General features: G+C 61.5%; 15 protein-coding genes. 2 read left to right on the top strand and 13 right to left on the bottom strand.

What is annotated here, in order from left to right:
- Positions 1–77: 77 nt before the first annotated feature.
- Together BISU_RS05110 and BISU_RS13335 are read right to left on the bottom strand one after the other, a co-directional pair.
- Entirely contained in the window at positions 78–2,327 is a 2,250-nt protein-coding gene (locus BISU_RS05110) for an alpha-galactosidase (protein ID WP_404801772.1), read from the bottom strand.
- 121 nt (positions 2,328–2,448) lie between these two features.
- Positions 2,449–3,039 (bottom strand): nucleoside deaminase, encoded by a 591-nt coding sequence (locus tag BISU_RS13335; protein ID WP_024464421.1) that lies wholly within the window; start codon positions 3,037–3,039, stop codon positions 2,449–2,451.
- 327 nt (positions 3,040–3,366) lie between these two features.
- Here BISU_RS13335 and BISU_RS05100 point away from each other — a divergent pair, with 327 nt between their 5' ends.
- Positions 3,367–5,445 (top strand): cation:proton antiporter, encoded by a 2,079-nt coding sequence (locus tag BISU_RS05100; RefSeq protein ID WP_024464422.1) that lies wholly within the window; start codon positions 3,367–3,369, stop codon positions 5,443–5,445.
- Between the two features lie 171 nt (positions 5,446–5,616).
- Here BISU_RS05100 and BISU_RS05095 read toward each other — a convergent pair whose 3' ends face one another.
- The 10 genes from BISU_RS05095 to BISU_RS05055 all read right to left on the bottom strand — a co-directional run bounded on the left by BISU_RS05095 (position 5,617) and on the right by BISU_RS05055 (position 16,233).
- The gene (locus BISU_RS05095; protein WP_152599266.1) at positions 5,617–6,531 is read right to left on the bottom strand and encodes a class C sortase; all 915 of its coding nucleotides are present in this window, start codon (positions 6,529–6,531) and stop codon (positions 5,617–5,619) included.
- The gene (locus tag BISU_RS12490; protein ID WP_156100192.1) at positions 6,501–6,641 is read right to left on the bottom strand and encodes a hypothetical protein; all 141 of its coding nucleotides are present in this window, start codon (positions 6,639–6,641) and stop codon (positions 6,501–6,503) included. Before BISU_RS12490 ends, BISU_RS05095 begins: the two co-directional genes overlap by 31 nt.
- Positions 6,642–6,888: 247 nt before the next feature.
- Complete coding sequence (locus BISU_RS12485; RefSeq protein ID WP_152599268.1) at positions 6,889–7,134, bottom strand: hypothetical protein; 246 nt, start codon at positions 7,132–7,134, stop codon at positions 6,889–6,891.
- A 567-nt stretch (positions 7,135–7,701) separates the two neighbouring features.
- Positions 7,702–8,127: a large conductance mechanosensitive channel protein MscL gene (gene mscL, locus BISU_RS05085; RefSeq protein WP_024464424.1), complete on the bottom strand. Its 426-nt coding sequence runs from the start codon at positions 8,125–8,127 to the stop codon at positions 7,702–7,704.
- A 107-nt stretch (positions 8,128–8,234) separates the two neighbouring features.
- Positions 8,235–9,644, bottom strand: coding sequence for a GH1 family beta-glucosidase (locus BISU_RS05080; protein ID WP_024464425.1), 1,410 nt, complete (start codon positions 9,642–9,644; stop codon positions 8,235–8,237).
- A gap of 29 nt (positions 9,645–9,673) precedes the next feature.
- Entirely contained in the window at positions 9,674–10,684 is a 1,011-nt protein-coding gene (locus BISU_RS05075; RefSeq protein WP_024464426.1) for a carbohydrate ABC transporter permease, read from the bottom strand.
- Complete coding sequence (locus tag BISU_RS05070; protein WP_024464427.1) at positions 10,681–11,904, bottom strand: carbohydrate ABC transporter permease; 1,224 nt, start codon at positions 11,902–11,904, stop codon at positions 10,681–10,683. The genes BISU_RS05075 and BISU_RS05070 overlap by 4 nt, the downstream gene beginning before the upstream one ends.
- A 299-nt stretch (positions 11,905–12,203) precedes the next feature.
- On the bottom strand, positions 12,204–13,511 hold the full coding sequence (locus BISU_RS05065; protein WP_024464428.1) for an ABC transporter substrate-binding protein: 1,308 nt from the start codon (positions 13,509–13,511) through the stop codon (positions 12,204–12,206).
- A gap of 368 nt (positions 13,512–13,879) precedes the next feature.
- Positions 13,880–14,890, bottom strand: coding sequence for a LacI family DNA-binding transcriptional regulator (locus tag BISU_RS05060; protein WP_024464429.1), 1,011 nt, complete (start codon positions 14,888–14,890; stop codon positions 13,880–13,882).
- Positions 14,891–15,231: 341 nt separating this feature from the next.
- Positions 15,232–16,233 carry an L-lactate dehydrogenase gene (locus BISU_RS05055; RefSeq protein WP_024464430.1) on the bottom strand — a complete coding sequence of 334 codons (1,002 nt, stop codon included), beginning with the start codon at positions 16,231–16,233 and terminating at the stop codon, positions 15,232–15,234.
- A 486-nt stretch (positions 16,234–16,719) separates the two neighbouring features.
- Here BISU_RS05055 and gdhA point away from each other — a divergent pair, with 486 nt between their 5' ends.
- Positions 16,720–18,066: an NADP-specific glutamate dehydrogenase gene (gene gdhA / locus BISU_RS05050; RefSeq protein ID WP_024464431.1), complete on the top strand. Its 1,347-nt coding sequence runs from the start codon at positions 16,720–16,722 to the stop codon at positions 18,064–18,066.
- Here the strand turns inward: gdhA and BISU_RS05045 are convergent.
- The gene (locus BISU_RS05045; RefSeq protein ID WP_024464432.1) at positions 18,061–19,170 is read right to left on the bottom strand and encodes a VanZ family protein; all 1,110 of its coding nucleotides are present in this window, start codon (positions 19,168–19,170) and stop codon (positions 18,061–18,063) included. The genes gdhA and BISU_RS05045 overlap by 6 nt on opposite strands.
- Positions 19,171–19,256 lie beyond the last annotated feature (86 nt).

Below are 19,256 nucleotides of genomic sequence, written 5' to 3'. Positions count from 1 at the left end.
TGCGTGCTGCATGCGACATGCCGCATCATTTGTGCCTTTGGGCGCAGATATATTGTCATAAATGATGCATACCAGATTTATTGACGCAAGGTCTCGAACAACACGGCCTGCGCCGGGTGCAATGAGGGCACGCGCAGGCCATAGGTCTGCAAGGTCCTGCCGTCAAGCGTGACGCCTTCGGCATTCCACCAGCCGCTCGGGCTCTGCGCATTCGTGATGTCGCTGCCCAAATCGCGGTTCACGGCCAGCGGTCGCACACGGTACATGGCGGCAGGGTCCAGACCGGGCAAGCGTACCGGCGCGGCGGGATAGGTGGCCGAAGTGGTGCGCTGGGTAAACCGGTAGACGGCCCGCGAACCATCGGCGCACACTACGCCGTCAAGCTGCACAGCCGGGTCCAGGGAATCGTTGTGAACGACCAGCCCGGAGGCGAAGTCGGCGCGATGTGCCTTGAAGGCCTCCACCCATGCCGCCAGCTCATCAAGCGATTGCGCCGACTGCTTGAGCAGATTCCACTCGATGCCCATATGCCCGAAGAACGCCGTGGCCATGCGCAATTCCTGGCTCGTGGCACGCATCGTGGAATGCGCCGGGCTGGCGCCCACATGCTCGCCCATCATTTCGGGCGGCACCAGCAGTGACGTGTAGCGCTGAATCGTGGCACGCTCCACCGGGTCGACGCAGTCGGAGACCCACACCCTGCTCGCGAATTCGAGAATGCCCAAGTCGATGCGCCCGCCGCCGGAGGAACAGCTTTCAATCTCGAGATCCTTGTGATGCCGGCGAAGCCTGCGGAAGATCTCGTACACGGACACGGTCTGCGCATGCACCATTGGCCGCCCGCTGCGCGGCGACACCGCCTCGGTGACGAGCTTGTTGTGATCCCATTTGATGTAGTCGATGCCCAGCTCCTCGACCAGCGCGTCCATGCAGCCAAGAACGTATGCGAAAGCCTCCGGATTGCTCAGGTCGATGACCTGCTGCGAGCGCCCCTGCATCGGCAGCCGATGCAGGGTGGGCTTCACGATCCAGTCGGGATGCGCGCGAGCCGCGTCGGAATCAGGGCTGATCATCTCCGGCTCGAACCACAGGCCGAACTCCATGCCCAGCGCATGCACGTAGTCGGCAAGCGTCTTGAGGCTCTTATCGCCCTCGGGCCAGACCTGCGACGAGATCTGCCAATCGCCCAAGGCTTTGGTATCATCGCGACGGCTTCCGAACCAGCCGTCGTCCACGACGAAACGCTCCACGCCGGACTTGTTGGCCTTGTCCGCAAGCGCCTTCAACGTGTCGAAATCATGTTCGAAGTACACGGCCTCCCAAGTGTTCAGTATCACCGGGCGCGGCTTGGCGGCCAACTCGGGGTGCTGCGCCCGTATCTGGGCGTGGAAACGCTGGGCGATCTCGTTCAAGCCATCGCCGTATGCGCCGTAGACCCATGGGGTTGCGTAGGCATCGGGTTCCGTACCGGCAGCTCCAGGCTCACGCAGTATGATCTCCCCGCCGAGCAACACTTCGCCGCCGCTGATCTGGCCTTGGCTGTAGGCGTTGCGCTCGGCCGCCAGCACGCTGTTGCCGCTCCACGCCGTGTGCACCGCGTACGCCTCGCCGCGCTCGAAGCCGAACCCAGGCACGCCGATGGTCAGCAGCAGCGAGGCATCGAAATCGGGTCGACCGGTCATGGAGACGCGTTCGATGCGCTCCTGCTGCAGCAGCTGACGCTGCGGGTGGCGTTCGCGCAGGTGATGGCCGCTTGTGGTAAGCACTTCAAGAGCGCCGGCGGGCACGCCGAAGCCGAGCTCCACCTTGTCGACGGCCAGCTCGCCCTCGCCCGTATTGCGCACTTCGGCCCGCTGACGCACCAAACCGCTGGCGGTCAGCTCGCACGTCCAGGCCAGCGCGACTCCCTGCTCCTCGTCGGCAGCAGACACGATGAGCGCCGCGCTCTCGTCGTCAACGCGCACATCGCCCACCGTAAACTTGCAGAACAATTCCACGTCATTGCGCCGCGCCACGAACCGCGTGGCACCGGTCCAGCTCTCGGCCTGCGTAGGCAGCACGCTCGGCCATTGTGTCTCATCCAACGCGCCGGAGACACGCTGCGGCTGCAGGGCGTCGACCATGTTCAGCAGGGCTTGCGGATGCGCCAGCGGCCGCCCCCAATGCACGACGCGCGGCAAATCGTGGTCGACCACCGCCACGGCAAAAGCGACATCCGCTCGGGGCCGGGAGAGGTATACGGCCTTCACCGCTCGCCCGTCGGCCGCAACGCCGGTAAACATCTGCGTCGCGGAATCGTTCATTGCCATGGGTGCTGTAGCGGTCATCGGGCTTCCCTTCATCGTCGAACACGTGCGAAAACACGGGGCTGTCATGGCTCCCATGCTAAATGGCCGATGCTTTCTTTCCACCTTCAGCGTGTTTCTTGCGAAGAACAAGAAAATGACTCTAGCGTCTGCGCGTGCGGAAGAAATCGCGCAACAGCGCCATGCAGGCCTCCTCCTCCACGCCGCCGACAACCTCCGGATGAGGCCCGATATGCGGATCGCGCGGAATATCCCATACCGATCCACAGGCCCCGAGCTTCGCATCCCACGCGCCGAAGACGATACGACCTACATGCGCCTGCAACGCCGCTCCGGCACACATGGGGCAAGGCTCAAGCGTGACCACCAGCGTACAATCGGCGAGATTCCACGATGTATGACGTTCAGCTGCCCTAGCTGCTGCAGGCACCGGAGACATGAAAGGCATCGAAGCGTCACCAGCATGCGAGCGCACAGCAGGATCATCTGCAGGATCATCAGCAGCATTATCGTCATCGCGAAGAGTGCCGCGCTGCCTCTTCCGCCGCTCACGCATCGCCTGCGCGGCGGCTCTCATCGCTTCTACTTCAGCATGCGCCAACGGATCGCCGGCGGCCTCGCGTCGGTTGCGCCCCCGCCCAAGAACCCGCCCCTCGGCATCCACCACGAGCGCTCCGACCGGCACTTCCCCTTCTTCTGCGGCTTGACGCCCCAATCGCAGCGCCTCACGCATCGCCTGCCCATAGCTGTAGCTGCGCCGCACCACGCCACGCCCTGGGCCACTATGCTTCGCGCCGATGCGAGTTGTATCGCCGCGTTCCGTCCCGCTGTACTTCATACCGTCAGTCTAAACGCCAGCCGACACACTGGCATACGCTGATCTCCTGTCGGCATCCTAATCCCGCAGTTTCCCAAGCATCCCGCCGACAAACCGCCCCAGTCCGCTATCAGCGCCACCGATATCCCACACAGTTACGCCCTGCGATGGAATGCCGACACATGCGCACCATATAATAACCTAGGAAAGAGCTGACAAAGGAGAGGAACAGGGGAAAGAGGCATGGACGCATTCACGCTGATTCTGTACGTCGTCGGCGCGGTTGTGCTTTCATCATTCCTCAGCCGCTTCATACCGCGAATCTCCACCCCGCTGGTGCAGATCGCGCTGGGCGCGCTCATGGCCCAGCTGCCGTTCTTCCCGGAAATAGCGTTGGACCCGGCGTTGTTCATGGTGCTGTTCATCGCACCGCTGCTGTATCTGGAAGCTCATGAAATCGACAAATCCGCGCTGCTCAAAACGCTGAATCTTTCGCTTTCGCTCGCCATCGGACTGGCACTGATGACAATGGTGACCATCGGATTCGTGCTGCACTCGATATGGCCCGTCATCCCGCTGGCGGCGGCGTTCGCGCTCGGCGCGGCGCTCGGGCCGACCGACGCGGTGGCCGTCTCCTCGATAGGCAGCGACGCCTCGCTCACCGCCCGGCAGCGCAGCGTGCTCGAAGGCGAATCGCTGTTCAATGATGCGTCGGGCGTCGTCGGCTTCCAATTCTCGATTCTCGCCGCAGTGACCGGGTCCTTTTCGCTGGTGCACGCCACCGGGGAATTCCTGCTCTCCTTCATTGGCGGCACGTTCTTCGGCCTGCTGCTCGGACTTCTCGCCAACTGGCTGTTTGAAACCCTGCGATCGATCGGCTGGGAGACCACGACCACGAGAATCCTCATGGAGATCTTCCTGCCGTTCCTCATCTACCTCGGAGCCGACGAGATAGCGCACGTTTCGGGCGTGCTCGCCGTCGTTGCGGCCGGGCTGGTCATCCATTTCGATCGCACTGGCGTAGGACCGAATGTAGCCAGGTCGAATATCGTTTCGGGCAGCGTATGGTCCGTGCTCTCCTTCAGCCTCAACGGCGCGGTGTTCATCCTCCTCGGGCTGCAGCTGCCCAAAGCCCTGAGCACCAGTTGGACGCATCATGCGGTCAGCCATGCCATGCTCATCGAGGTCATCGTGCTGGTCTGCCTAGTGGTCATCGGGCTGCGATTCGCATGGGTGAGCCTCGTTTCCTGGTTCACCAAAGACCAGGAAACCGGCGTGCGCCGCAAGATGACGCCGAACCGGTGGCGCTCCGCCGCAGTGATGACCTTCGGGGGGCCGAAAGGCACGATCACGCTGTCGTTGATGTTCACGATTCCGTACGTCATCAGCTCCGGCGCCTCGTTCCCGCTGCGAGACGAACTGATCTTCGTCTCCTCCGGGGTCATCATCACCACGCTGGTGCTGGCGAATTTCATGCTGCCGCTGCTCGCGCCGAATCGCAGCGACGATAAGTCGTCGACCGAAATGATAGAAATCACCATTGAAGCGGTCCAGCGCACTGTCGAGGAGCTCACCAAGCGCGTCACCTCGGAGAACCGGCGAGCCGTGCTGCAGGTCATAGATTCCTATACTCGGCGCATCAGCCGCCTCAAGCAGCGCATCGGCCAGGTCGATCCGCTCAAGCTGGATCAGCTGCAAGTCGCCGCGCTGCACTGGGAGAAGGACTACATCGTAGAGCAGCTCGAACGCGCGAAGGCCGGAACGCAAGGCGACCCCCACGAGCGAGAGCTGCGCATCGAGGCCTGCGAACGCATGCTCGACCAGATCATGAACTCGCTGCGCCACATCTCCGCAGACCACCCTTCGGGCAGAACCGTCTCGCAGATCCGAGGCAGAATACGCGCGGCGCAGCGCCGCTCGCTGATTCTTGCGCGCCGCGTCAGCTCCAAAATCCGCCGCACCACGCCGCTGGTAAGCGAAAACGAAGTCCATGCCCACATGCGCAATCTGCAGCTCAACGCCCTCGAATACGTGATCGACCATCTCTACGACGAGATGGGCCAGAACCCGGACGCCACCGAATACTGCTCGGCGCTCATATTGGACTATCGCCGCGCGGAGGCAGCCCTGCGTGCCCGCCCAAGCATCGGCGGCAACGCGAAGCTGCTCACCCAGATCGACGAGGCCAGGCATGAAAGCTACGCCATCGAACTCGGCATCATCCGCGACATGGTCGAGTCCGGCGAAATATCGCGTGCCCAGGCCAAGCACCTGCGCAGAAATGTGTATGTGATGCAGGTCGACGCGGATAGCGAGCTGTAGCTTGTATCTGCATTGACCTGCAGCCTTCGGCTTCGCTCCTCGCGACCTAGCGGTCGCTCGGCCTCGCCTACGGGCAGTCCAGTGGACTGTGCGCTTCACGGCTCAGCAGTGCTGTTCACCTAACGGTTCGGCTGGGCTGCGCACCTTACGGCTCAGCACCGCGTTGTCCGCTTAACGGCTCGGCTTATCTTTCTGCGGGCGGCGAGGCTTTTTCTCCTCGCGTGTGCCGCCTGCTTTCGGCGGGTAGCCGGCACGCCACACGAACACGGTTGCGCCGATCAATCCGCCGCCGAGAACAGCGGCCCACCAAGGAAAGCCGGGCAGGTCTGATGCCTTGTGCGCCGCATCGATGTCCTTCTTCGGCGTCGGCGTGACGCGCTGGCCTGTGACGAGGATGCGCTGGGAGTTGATGCCCAGCGGCGTGCAGGTCACCAGCGTCACGAGGTCCTTTTTGGGATCGGACTTCAGCGAAGTCGTATCCTCCGGGTCCACGACCCTGATGTCGAAGACCTTGTAGGTCAGCACCTGGTCCATAACCTCGACGGTAAACGTGTTGCCCTTCTTGACCTTGTTGAGGTTAGTGAACATCGTGGCCGTGGCCAGCCCGCGATGCCCGGTGAGCACGGCATGCGTCCCCAGCCCGCCCACGGGCAGCGACGTGCCCTCCAAGTGGCCGACGCCTTTGAGCAGCGTGGCATCGGAAGTACCGTGATAGATCGGCAGATCAACGTCGATCGAGGGTATGCGCAGACGCGCCATCACGCCCGATGGGCTGACGAGGATCTTGTTGTAGTCAAGCGATTCGTTGGGGTCCTGGCTTGTGCCCGAACCGGTGGGGATGCGATGATTCGCCTCAAGCACGGCGCCAGCCGACAGCGCATTGTTGTATTCGTGCGCCTCCTTGAGCTGCTCCACCACGGAGGGCGACAGCTTTCCTGAGTTGATCTGCTGATTGCTGACGTCGATCAGCTGCGACTGGTCATACTGCGAGAACCACGCCGCCGTCTGCGGGTACATAAGCACCGCAAGCCCCGACAGCACCAGCAACGCCGGAATCAGCTCAGCGCATACAGCCGCAGCCGCCATCCCGTACGCGTCTTCTCACCGCCGTTGGCATTCGCAGCTTCGCCCAACTGCGTTGGCGCCGAAGACAAGTGCCGCGGATTGGCTTCCGAGCCGTTTTGTCGATTGAACATTACTTCCCCACCATCATTCTGGTTCCGCTGAATGCGTCACCTTCAGCGCCGCTAAGCCTTGCGGTAGCCGTTCGTATTCAAAAATTCGCATCAAGAAAATACCGTATTCATAATATCAGCCCATGTTTGAAGGTGGCGCAACATACGAGAAGAGGAGAAGGTGTTGGCCTTCCCCTCTTGGGTTCTTGAGTTCCAAGCCTAGCAGTCGCCCGTCTGGCTTGGACTCCGCGCCAGCTGCAATCAGCAGTCAGCGCGTATCAGCGCGCACGAAGCATGACCTCGGCGTCACGATCTCGTAATCGCCGCGCATGCGCAGGAACAGCATCGCCGCGTTGTATACGGGGCGGCCGCGCGACCAGATGGTTCTCATTTCGGGCGCCACAGTATGGATGAATCGCGCCTCGCGCCGTGCGAGCATATGCAGCGTCATCGGCAGGGCGTCGCTGATCTCAGGAACCACGATATTCGAGATATCAGCATCACGTTCGTTCAACGTCCTGAATTGTTCGAAATCCTTGGTTCCCGTCCCCTCGTACCGCACATAACGCAACGTATCGCTTCGCTCCACCCCCGGGCGGCCGCACGTTCGCAGCTTCACGGATTCGAAAACGACCGCGTCAGGTCCCTCCCGAAGGGCCTCGCCACCAGCCATTCCAATCTCCCATCGCATGTACGCCTCTGCAGCCATTAGAGTTCAGCTGGTGACCGCGCGGCGGGGCGAATTGCTAGGTAGCGTATGTGCGCGGCGTCTTCTTTGCCACTGCGCCTTTGCAAGTGCCCGTTGCAACCGCCCATTACCGAATGCGATCTTCAAGCCTTTCCCATTGTAATTCAGGGCCTCAGGCCGCTTTCGCCTGTGGCATACATGCACCTCATGGCGCCCGCAACGGGCGGCTACGGCTTGTGGCTACGGCACCCCATTGCTCCGCTACGCCGTTGCCGCCGACACCGAAAACGAAAAAGGCCCGGGCGCATGATGCGCCGGAGCCCTTGTCATATACGGAGTTGCCTAATCTGGAGCCAGCCAGCCCCAGCCGTATGTCTTTGGCCTACTTCAGCCTTACTTCAGCACAGCGCTTCCGTCGCCGCCCTTGGCCAGCTCGTCGCGGATCTCCTGCAGCAGAGCCACGGTCTGCTCTTCCGGACTGAGCGGCTCCTCCGCCTCGTCCTGCACGCCGTGCCTGGCCGCAGCCATGTCACGGAACTTGTTGATCGGCAGCACGATGCAGAAGTACACAGCCGCGGCGACCACGAGGAAGTTGATCAGCGCGCCGATGACCGCGCCGAAGGAAACCGTCGAGCCGTTGACAGTGAACGCCAGCAGCCCGTCCATGTTCTCAGTGCCGAAGATCATCGCGATCAGCGGGTTGATGACCTTTTCGACGATTGCGGTGACCACTGAAGTCACGGCTGCGCCCATGACCACACCGACCGCCATATCGACCATGTTGCCCCGGGCGATGAACTTCTTGAATCCGTCGAGCATTGCTCCTCCTTGGAATGATTGCGTTATCTCACTCCTCAGTGTATCGCGAAGGGTGGTTACGCCGTTTTTGTCACATGCTTTTCCGGTTCAGAGTCGAAATTGGGAGCCTAGATCGCGTTGTCGGCCACGATTTGGCGGAATCGCAGCGCTGAATCCTTCCAGATGCGCTCTTGGGTGTCGTAGTCGACGCGAATGATGCCGAAACGCTTGGAATAGCCCAGCGCCCATTCGAAGTTGTCGAGCAGCGACCATGCGAAGTACCCTTTCACCTTCGCACCGGATTGAAGCGCATCGACTACGGCACGTACATGCGCATCCAGATACGCCACGCGCTTGGGATCATGCACGATTTTGCCGCCCGGCGCATCCGGTTCCAAAGTCACCTCGTCGTCCCATGCGGATCCATTTTCCGAGACGATCAAGTCAAGGCCGGGGAACCGCTCGCTCAATTCGGTGAGCAGGGTCGTCAGTCCTCGCGGCTCTTGATTCCAGCCCATGGCCGTAAGCTCGCCAGCCGGAGGCAAAACCTCGACGATGTCCTGCGCGGGCATGGGGTTGCGTCTGAGCCGCGAAGCGTCAGTGGCTGCTCCGGCCGCTTCCGGCCCTCGGTGACGCACATGCGTGGTCGAATAGAAGTTCACTCCCAGAGATTGCACCGGCTGGTGAATACGCTCCTCATCGCCGTCGTGCACGAAGGACCAGTCGGTGTACGGCTTGGTTGCCTCGAAGATCTCCGGATCGTACCGCCCTTCAAACATCGGCCCGAGGAAGACCTCATTGGCGATCAGATCGGCGCGGCGCTTGGCTGCCCGATCCGCTTCGCTGTCGGTCTCGGCAACGTTCACGGACAGATTCAGAACGCTTGAGATGTTCGCGTCATCGCCAAGGCGGGCGCGTATCGCCTGCGCGCCCAAACCGTGCGCAAGATTCAAATGATGGACTGCGGCAAGCGCCTTGCCGTAGTCGCGCACGCCCGGCGCATGCTCGCCATTGCCGTAGCCGAGGTAGGCGCAGCACCACGGCTCGTTGAGCGTCGTCCAGATGCCGACGCGATCGCCCAGTTCACGGGCCAGAACGTCTGCATAGTCCGCGAGGCGCAGCGCGGTGTCTCTGCTTGCCCACCCGCCATGATCCTCAAGATACTGCGGCAGATCCCAGTGATACACAGTCACCACGGGCATGATGCCAGCCTCGCGCAATGCGTCCAGCTCACGCCGGTAGTGGTCGATGCCGAGCTGGTTGATAGTGCCACCGGCATCCGGCATGATGCGGGGCCAGGCGATGGACAGCCGGTAGGCTTTGACGCCGAGCTCGCGCATCAGAGCGATATCCTCGGGGTAGCGATGGTATTGGTCGCAAGCGGACTGCCCGGATGAGCCGTCGGCGACTGCTCCGGGCAGCGTGCAGAACGTGTCCCATATGCACGGTGTGCGGCCATCCTCGTGGAGGGCCCCTTCGACTTGGTAGGAGGCGGTGGCTGTGCCCCACATAAAATCGTGGGGGAATGTGTAGGTCATAGTCGTACTCGCTTTCACTATATGTTGTCTCATCCTTTGACCGCGCCGGCCATGATGCCGGACACCAACTGCCTGCCCGCGAAGAAGAACAGCAGGATGAGCGGGAAGGTGGTCAGGATCACGCCGGACATCACCATCGTGTAATCGGTGAAATACGCGCCCTTGAGCGCTGCGGCGGCCACGGTGAGCATGCTGTTCTTGTTCGAGCCCAGCACGAGCATGGGCCAGAAGTAGTTCGTCCACTGCCCGATGAAGGTGAACAAAAACAGCATCGAAGCCGCCGGCCGCGCCGCGGGCAAGGCGACCGACCAGAAGGTGCGGATCATCGAGCAGCCGTCGACGCGCGCCGCCTCAATCAACTCATATGGCAACGCGTCGCTGATGTACTGCGTCATCCAGAACACGCCGAAAGCGCTCACCAGACCGGGTATGATCACGGCCCATAGGCTGCCGTACAGGCCGGCCTTGTTGGCCATGATGTAGAGCGGCACCACGCTGAGCTGCTGCGGGACGGTCATCGTTGCCACTACGAAGGTGAGCAGGAAATTACGCCCGCGAAAATGCAGCTTGGCGAAGGAATAGCCGGCCAGCGTGCTGAACAGCACCGTCGAGATGGAGACCACGGTCGAGACCAGGAAGGTCCCGCCCAGCGCCTGCCAGAAGTCGATTGCATCGACGGCGCGGCCGATATTGGTCAGCAGGGCGCTGCCGGGAATCAGCGCACGTACGCCGTACTGATTGCTCGGGCTGTTCTGCGAAGCGATGGAAACCGCGTAATACAGCGGGAAAACGAAGATCAGGATGGTCACGACCAGAATCAGGTAGCTTGGCCAGCCCGGCTGGCGGCCTTCAGAGGTCAGGCCGAGCTTCTTGGCCCGGGCTCTTGCCGCGGCTCTGGCCACGCCTTTGCCATAGGCTTGTTCGAGCGCGGGAACGCCGTAATCCGTGCCGTCATTACCGTTATTGCCAGTGTTATTGCCGTGGCGGGCATTGTCGCTGACACCGCTAGTTGCTTTAGTTGCTTTGCTTAGCTTGCTCATCGCTGGCCCCCACGCTTTCTGTCCATGTCGAATGCGTTCGACGTCGCCGTTCCGGCCGTGCGCACGTTGTATCCCGAGCGGATCGCGCGCTGACGCTCTGCTTCGTTATGCTCCTCGATGCGGCGTATCGCCTGCTTGCTGTGCCGGGCTTGCCCGCCGGACGCAAGCCGCTGCGTGAGCAGATAGTTGAGCACGGCGATAAGCACAATGATGAGGAACAGCAGCCATGCGACAGCCGCCGCGCGACCCATATTCGGCTGGCCTGGCGTCACGCTGACGAATCCGAGCTTGTACAGGTACAGGCTCACGGTCAGGTACTGGTTGTTGACGCCGCCGCCCGCGCTGGCCGCGTTGTGGAAGAGCTGCGGCTCGTCGAATATCTGCAGGCCGCCGATAGTCGAGGTGATGATGACGAATATCAGGGTCGGGCGTAGCATCGGCAGCGTCACCGAGCGAAAGGTGCGCCATTTGCCGGCGCCGTCCACGACCGCTGCCTCGACCACATCGCGCGGCACGGCCTGCATGGCGGCGAGCAGGATCAGCGTGTTGTAGCCGGTCCAGCGGAAGTTCACGATCGTGGCGATGGCGATATGCGACCATATCGTGCTGCCGTGCCACATGATCGGGTTCATGCCGATCTGCTGGAGCAGCACGTTGATGGCGCCCATCTTGTCGGAGAAGATCTGCGAGAAGATGATGCCGGCGGCCGAAGGGGCCACAACGTACGGCAGCAGCACGCCCATGCGCCAGAAGTTCTTGGCTTTCAGGTTCGCGTCCAGGATCCACGCCAGCAGCAGGGCCAGCATGATCTGCGGCACGGAGCTCAGCAGGAAGATCGATACCGAATTGCGCAGCGCGACATAGAAGGCCTGCTGGTGCAGGACCCATGCGAAATTGCCGAACCATGAGGGCGTGGTGGTCCCGCAGGTGGCGCCGCATACCGCAAGCCCGCCGTCGCCGGTGAGCGTGTTCCAGTTGCGCGTGGCCACGACCATTGTGTAGAGCAGCGGGAACAGGCCGACGATGGCGAACAGGATGAAGAAGGGGGCGATGTAGAGATACGGCGACGCCTTCCATTCGAACTGGCCGAGCCTCGTGCGCCACTTGCCCGGCGGGCCGCTGGACGGGTCGCTGCCGCGACGGCTGTTTCGCTGAATGCCCGGCTGGCCGCCGGACCCGCCAGCTGCTTGATGTTGATGTGACATAGTCTGCTGTGACATCGTCTCTCCTTTCGACTCATCGCCAACCTCACTGCCGGTTTTCGCCTTCGGTCTCGCTGCTGATCTCGCGTTGGCACCCCATCCGATGGCTCTCGCCCGCGCACCTGCAACCACCTCGCGCAATCCTGCCGTGCGCCTTGGCGCGTCGCGCCTTGAGCGCACAGCAGGATTGCATCCTGGCGCCTGCTGCCAATTGCAAGATCAGTTGCAAGTCCCGAACGTTCAACGTGCTCAAGGTGTTGGGATCTTGAGACGCCTGGAACACTGACGGCCAAGCGATGCTGACGGTTTGCCGATGCTCAGGACAGGGCCTTGACGTCGGCGACGTACTGCTTCCAGGACTGCGCCGGAGTCTGCTCCTTGGTCACGTCGACGCGGCCGAGCGCATCGCCCAGCTTGGAATCGATGTCGTAGTATTGCGCTCCGGTGAAGGGCACAACCTTGACGGCCTTGGCGCGGTCAGCGAAGATCTTGCCGGTTGGCGCGTTGTTCAGGAAGGGATCGGTCTTGTCGGCTACGGCGGGGTCGGCCATCGCCTTGGGTGAGCTCGGATAGTTCGAGGCGGCCTTGAAAGTGGCGACCTGCTGCTCGGGCGCGGTCAGCCATGCCACCAGCTTGGCGGCCTCGTCCTGCACTTTTGAGGTCTTCGGCACAACGAGCCACGATCCGCCTTGATTCGCTCCGCCGCCTGGCGTCACGTCGGCGACGTCCCAGCCTTTGAAGTCCGAACCGGAATTGCCTTTGATGTTGTTGACCAGCCATGCCGGGCACAGGATCGTGGCGAAGCCCTTGTCGGACTTGAAGTTGGCGTTCCAATCGTCGGACCACTGATTGAGATGAGCCGACATATCGGTAGTCGCCGTCAGCTGGTCGTAGCGATCCTTGATCTGCTTGTCGGTGGCGATGATGGTGCCATCCTTCTTGACATAGGCTTCTTCGATCTGGGTCTTCATCGCGCCCCACAAGCCGCCCATGGCGTCGTACCACGGCAGGCCGGTCTTCTCGGTATATTGCTTGCCGACCTGGAAGTAGGTGTCCCACGAGGCGTTGTCGCCGCCGAGCAATTTGGCGACGTCATTGCGGTCGGTCGGCAGACCGGCCTTGGCGAACAGATCGGAGCGGTAGCATACTGCGGTGGGGCCGATGTCGTTGCCGGCGCCGATGATCTTGCCGTCCGCCGTAGTGCCGCCTTTGGTCTTCCAGTCAAGCCAGTCGTTGTTCTTCAACTGGCCCGTCAGATCGACGAACTTGTCCGGCATGGCTTGGATCGAAGGCATCCATGCGATATCAGCCGCGTAGATGTCATAGGCGTTTGAGCCAGACGAGATGGCGGTGTTGAAAGCGGAGCGGGCGTCGTCTGAGCCGGAGGCGACAGTCTCCTCGACTTTGACGTTCGGATGCTCCTTCTCGTATGACGTCCACAAATCGGCGCCCGGGCGCTCATTGCTGGGCTTGCCATAGCCAAAGTTGTTGAAGGTTTGAATCTTGATTACGGTCTTGCCGCCGGATTTGGCGCCGTCCGACGCATTGCTGGAGCCACAGGCAGCCATGCTGGCCAGTGCAGCTACAGCGACAACGGAGGCGAGTATTCGTTTGCTCGTATTCATGGTGTTCCTTTCCTCATTGCACGTCCATGTGCAATCTCTCCACCGGCGCATGCCGCATTGCGTCCGTCGGTGCTTTTTGGAACCGTTTCCAAAAACATATAATACTTTATCACGTTCGGGAAATGCCCTGCAAGGCGATTGTTCGAGTGTAAGAAAATGTTTGTTTTTGTGTATTGCAAGCATCCATTAGCGCTGGCGGCACTTTATTCGCATATCATTGTGCTGCACGCTGCTGCATTCCCTGGCCGGCTGGCGGGCTGGCTCGTTGACCTTCATCGAATGCGTTGCCCAGGCTGCGGATCGCTCGGGTATGCCGACATAACCCAACGCATCATAGGCAAATCCGCTGCCGCACGACATGGGGGGTTTCAGACGCTTTCTCGCGTCACCAGCTTAACCGGGAAAATCTCCGCCGTGGTCTTCCACTCGCCTGTTTTCAAGCGGTAGATCAACATATCAGTGGCCGCTTGGGCAAGCTGAGTGAGCGGCTGTGCGACGGTGGTCAGGCGCGGGGAGGTGGCGCTGGCGATCTGAAAATCATCAAACCCCACAACGGAAACGTCCTGCGGCACACGCTTGCCGCGCTGATGCAGCACATGCAAAGCTCCGGCCGCGATCTGGTCGGAGTGCGCGAACACTCCGTCGACCTCCGGATGCGCGTCGAGTATGGCATTCATGGCCTCGATGCCGTGCTCAAAGCTATAGGGACCAGGAAGGGCCGCGACCGGCTCAAGATTCGCCTCGCGCAAAGCCATCGTGCACCCCTCAGTGCGCTCGTTGTTGCCGCCCGGGGACTGCATGTCGCTCGGCCCTTCAATGATGGCAATCCGTTGCCGCCCCCGATCCGTCAGAACCCGGCCCGCAATGTATCCTCCCTGTACCGAATCAGGGTCGACATACGGATAATTCATGCCGACCGGCGGCTTGCCCACGAAAACAGTGGGCTTGCCCGAAGCCTTGATAATCGTTGCGAAGCGCTTGGAGTAGTGGAAGCTGACGACCACCATGCCGTCGGCCCCGGAGTCCCGCAGCAATCGGATGAAGCCATCGGCATCCGTCGGCGCAATCAGCACGAGAAACGGAAGCAGGTTCGCCCGAGAGAAGGCACCCATCAGCCGACTGACGATGCCGGAAATGAAGGCATCGCGGAACACGAAATCCGGGGCTTCCGTGATAACGATCGCCACGACATTCGATCTGCCGGATGTCAGCTGCCTTGCGGCCATATTCGGCACGAAATGAAGCTCCTGCGCGGCCTGCCGCACCTTGCTCCTCGTGGCGGGAGACGCGGAGCCCTCGCCTAGGGCACGCGATGCGGTCGACACGGCCACCCCGGCCTTGCGCGCGACATCGCGTATCGTGACCGTTTGCTGTGCCATGCGCACCTTGCCCTATTCTTCGTGTCTGGTACCCGTTATCGGGTTTCCCCATGTTTGCCGGGTTTCCCATGTCTATAGTAACGAAGTATTCGTTGTTCCCTTATTACATGCTGCGTTCGGTGCATCTGATGGCTTCATCGGTGGCATCGCCTCCTCAAACAGGCTCTTTATCAAGCAGTTTTGCAAACGTTTCCATTGATTTGGTTGATTCATTGTAGCGCCATATCGCGGCTATTGGCGCAAAGACCTCTACCGAGCCATCGGCGGCCTTTTCGTGCCAGTAATCACTTGCTAGCGCTACAAAACGGGCGCTGACAGTGCCGCTCGTTAACGGCTTAGGGTTATTCGTGCTTCGGCAGTGTGACCGGGTTCTTGCGCGACTCCTCGATGCTGAAGGGGGCAAGGCGGGCCGTGTTGGCACGCACAGCGTCGCAGGAGGCGGCGAATCCAGCCTGCTCCTCGTCGTTCAGGTCCAGCTCAACGATGTCCTCGACGCCATTTGCGCCGATGATGCACGGCACCGAAATGTACAAGCCGCGCTGACCATATTGCCCGTCAAGCCACACCGAGCCGGGCATCACCGCATGCTCGTCGTGCAGAATGGCCCGCGTGATGCGCACCGCCGCGTTGGCGATCGCGTACTCGGTGCACTCCTTGCCACGATAGGCGACATAGCCGCCGTCACGCGCCTTCGCCTGCACCTCATCGGGCTTGAGGTCGCTGAATCCGGGCTTGCTGATGACGTTCTTCATCGGGACGCCGGCGAAGCTGATGGCCGACCAGGCGGCGATCTGCGTATTGCCGTGCTCGCCGATCATATAGGCCTGAATCGATTCGGGCGCGAGCTTCGTGGTCAGCGAGATGACCGTGCGCAGCCGGGCGGAGTCGAGGCAGGTGCCGGTGCCGATGATATGGTTCGTGGGCAGCCCCGAAAGCCGGTGCACTTCGGCGGACACCACATCGCAGGGGTTGGCCACGTTGACCCAGAATCCCTCGAATCCAGCCGCCGCAAGCCGCCCGACAAAGGTACGGGCCGAATCGACGGTGGCGAACAGCTCGCCGTCACGACTCACCGCAGCGAGCTTCACATTGCCGGCGGCGTTGATGATGACATCACAGCCCGCCAGCTGCTCGTAATCGGCGTGGCAGTTGCGCACCACGACCCGATGCGGCGCGAAAACGACGGAATCGTTGAGATCCTGCACCTCGGCGGCGAGTTTGCTCTCGTTGACGTCGCACAGCAGCAGCTCGTCCGCGATGCCTTGCAGGATCAGGCTGTTCGCCGCGTGCGGGCCGACATGCCCGATGCCGATGATGCCGATGGATACTGGTTGATGGCTCATATGATTCCTTCCTCATGCAGCCGTTCGCGCGGCCGCCAGCCTTGTTCCTGCGCCATGGCGAGCGAGTGCCGTCAAGCTCGAAGCATGGCGATTCGCTGGATACGTGCTTGGCTGCCATAAGGCGTATGCCTACAGCGTGCCACGCATCCTGCGCGATGTTGCCATACTGGCGATACTACCCCTGTTGCGCCGGTGCGGGATAGAGCACGACAGTCAAAACGGCATGGGACGTGGCAAATGCCGGGAACGCCGCAGACCCCTATTGCACTCCTGCCGCATACCTCCCATTAGTCTCAGCGTACGTTGTTATGCACTGTGATGAGACTGTGATGAGGGTCGTATCGGAAAACGTACGCTGACGAAGTTCCGAAGGCGTTCGACACCCCATACCAGAATTGTTCAATCGTATTCTGAACATTTTCGTGACAACGCGGACATGCGCCCATACAATGAGGCCGTTGTATTTAAACATAACAATGGAGAATCATGCTCACCAACGAATATGCCAAGCGCGTCTACGATCAGGTCACACGGCGCGACGGCGATCAGCCAGAATTCCTGCAAGCGGTGTATGAGGTGCTGGAAAGCATCGAACCGGTCCTCGCCAATCATCCCGAGTACGAGGCCAATGGCGTCCTCGAACGCCTTGTGGAACCGGAGCGGCTCGTGAAGTTCCGCGTGGCGTGGACCGATGCTGCCGGCAAGGTACAGGTCAATCGCGGCTACCGCGTGCAGTTCAACTCCGCCATCGGCCCGTACAAGGGCGGCCTGCGCTTCCACCCGACCGTGACCGAATCCGTCGTGAAGTTCCTCGGCTTCGAGCAGGTCATCAAGAACTCGCTGACCAGCCTGCCGATGGGCGGCGGCAAAGGCGGCTCCGACTTCGACCCCAAAGGCCGCTCCGATGCCGAAGTCATGCGCTTCTGCCAGGCATTCATGACCGAATTGCAGCGCCACATCGGCCAATTCACCGATGTGCCCGCAGGCGACATCAACGTGGGCGCACGTGAGATCGGCTACCTTTTCGGCCAGTACAAGCGCATCCGCGACGAATACTCCGGCGTGCTCACCGGCAAGGGCTTGGAGTTCGGCGGCTCGTTGGCACGCACCGAAGCCACCGGATACGGCCTGTGTTACTACACCGCCGAGGCCATGCGCGTGCTGCGCGACGACGGCTTCTCCGGTAAGACGGTTGCGGTCTCCGGCTCGGGCAATGTAGCGATTTTCGCCATCGACAAGGCGCAGAGCCTCGGCGCCACCGTGGTCACGGCATCGGATTCCAGCGGCTACATCCACGACCCGAACGGCATTCAGCTCGATGTGCTCAAGGACATCAAGCTCGATCATCGCGGGCGCATCAAGGAGTACGCCGATCGCGTGCCGGGCGCTGAATATCACGAGGGCTGCAACGGGGTATGGAATGTCCCGTGCGATATCGCGCTGCCGTGCGCGACTCAGAACGAGCTTGACGACGCTGCGGCCCGCACCCTGGTCGCCAACGGCTGCACGGTCGTGTGCGAGGGCGCGAACATGCCCTGCACGCCCGGCGCGATCGAGGTCTTCAAGCAGTCGAAGGTGCTCTACGGCCCGGGCAAGGCGGCGAATGCCGGTGGCGTGGCGGTCTCCGGGCTGGAAATGAGCCAGAACTCCTACCGCGTGAGCTGGAGCTTCGAGGAAACCGACGCGCGGCTGCAGTCCATCATGGAATCCATCGTCGCCAGCTCCTTGGCCGCCGCCGAACGCTACGGTCACGAGCACGACCTGATGATCGGCGCGAACATCGCCGGATTCGTCAAAGTCGCCGATGCGATGGTCGCCCAAGGCGTGCTATAGGCGCTGCCCAGCTTCGGATTCGAGCTCGACCCCGGCCTCGCCGGGAATCAGGTCGTAGGGCATTTGGCGTTTGATGAGCCAGAATATGATAAGCACGAGCGCTACGGCGAAGGAGACACGGTTCGCCTCGCTGAACGAGCCGCTGAAGCCGGGCTGGATAAGCGCATAGAGCACCACGCTGCGCAGGGCGTAGAAGACGAGTCTGGCGTTGCCGCTGCGCTTGCGCGTCTCCACGGTCATATGAGTGAACATCGCGCCCAGCGTCTGGCCGCGATGCGTGGCGGGAATCCACAGTTCGAACACGAGGAACGCGAGGCCTGCGATGACCCGCGTGACGGCGGTGAATGTCTCGACACCGAGGGTCAGCCCCAGCAGTCGATAATCGCCATTAGGCAGCGGAGCGGCAATCGAATGCAGCAGGAGAACCGCGCCAGCGCCGATTGAGAAATACGCCACGGATATGAGGAACATATCGATGGCCAAGGTTACTGCGCGGTGCAGCAGCTTGGGCGAGGCGTTGATCGAGTCTCGGTCGATCTGCTCAGGCGGCGAGATGCGACTGAACAGTCTTGCCAGCACTACGCCGAGAAATGCGCCGAGCGTATTCGTCATCAGGTCATTGACGTCGAACTGCCGATAAGCACAGGGATACAGGTGCCAGAAGCCGGTCAGCTGCGAGAGCTCAATGGCCAACGACACGAGGAACCCGCCTACTACCACGGACCAAGTCTTCCAGCGCGCCCAGCGGGCTAGCGCGAAGCCGAGCGGGATGAACAGCACGACGTTCATCACCAGCTGCAATAAGCCGTACAATCTGTCGGTGCGGATATCGGCAATGAAACGCAGCGGGTTAGGCTGCGGGGTGACATGATGCACCGCGCAGTAGGCCTGCGGATTATCCGGCAGCGGATACAAGGTGAACGCCGCCAGCCCCAGCAGATACAGCACGACGAGATAGGCCGCCAGCACCGCGCCGAAGCGCAGCCGGTGATGGCGGTGGTACATGCCGGCGAGAATCGGCAGGGTCAGAACTACCGATACGAAAGGCCATGCGATGACCGCGATAACAAACGATGTGCTGAAATATCCCAGATAGGTGAGCATATTCTCTCTTCTAACTTGGATACCGAATCGTGCTGCCCTCGGGCCATTGCGGCACCAAGGCTACTGAGTGCGCAAGTGCCTACTAT

This window comes from Bifidobacterium subtile, from assembly GCF_000741775.1.
GTDB classification, from domain to species: Bacteria; Actinomycetota; Actinomycetes; order Actinomycetales; family Bifidobacteriaceae; genus Bifidobacterium; species Bifidobacterium subtile.
This window is presented reverse-complemented; position numbering and strand designations above follow the sequence as displayed.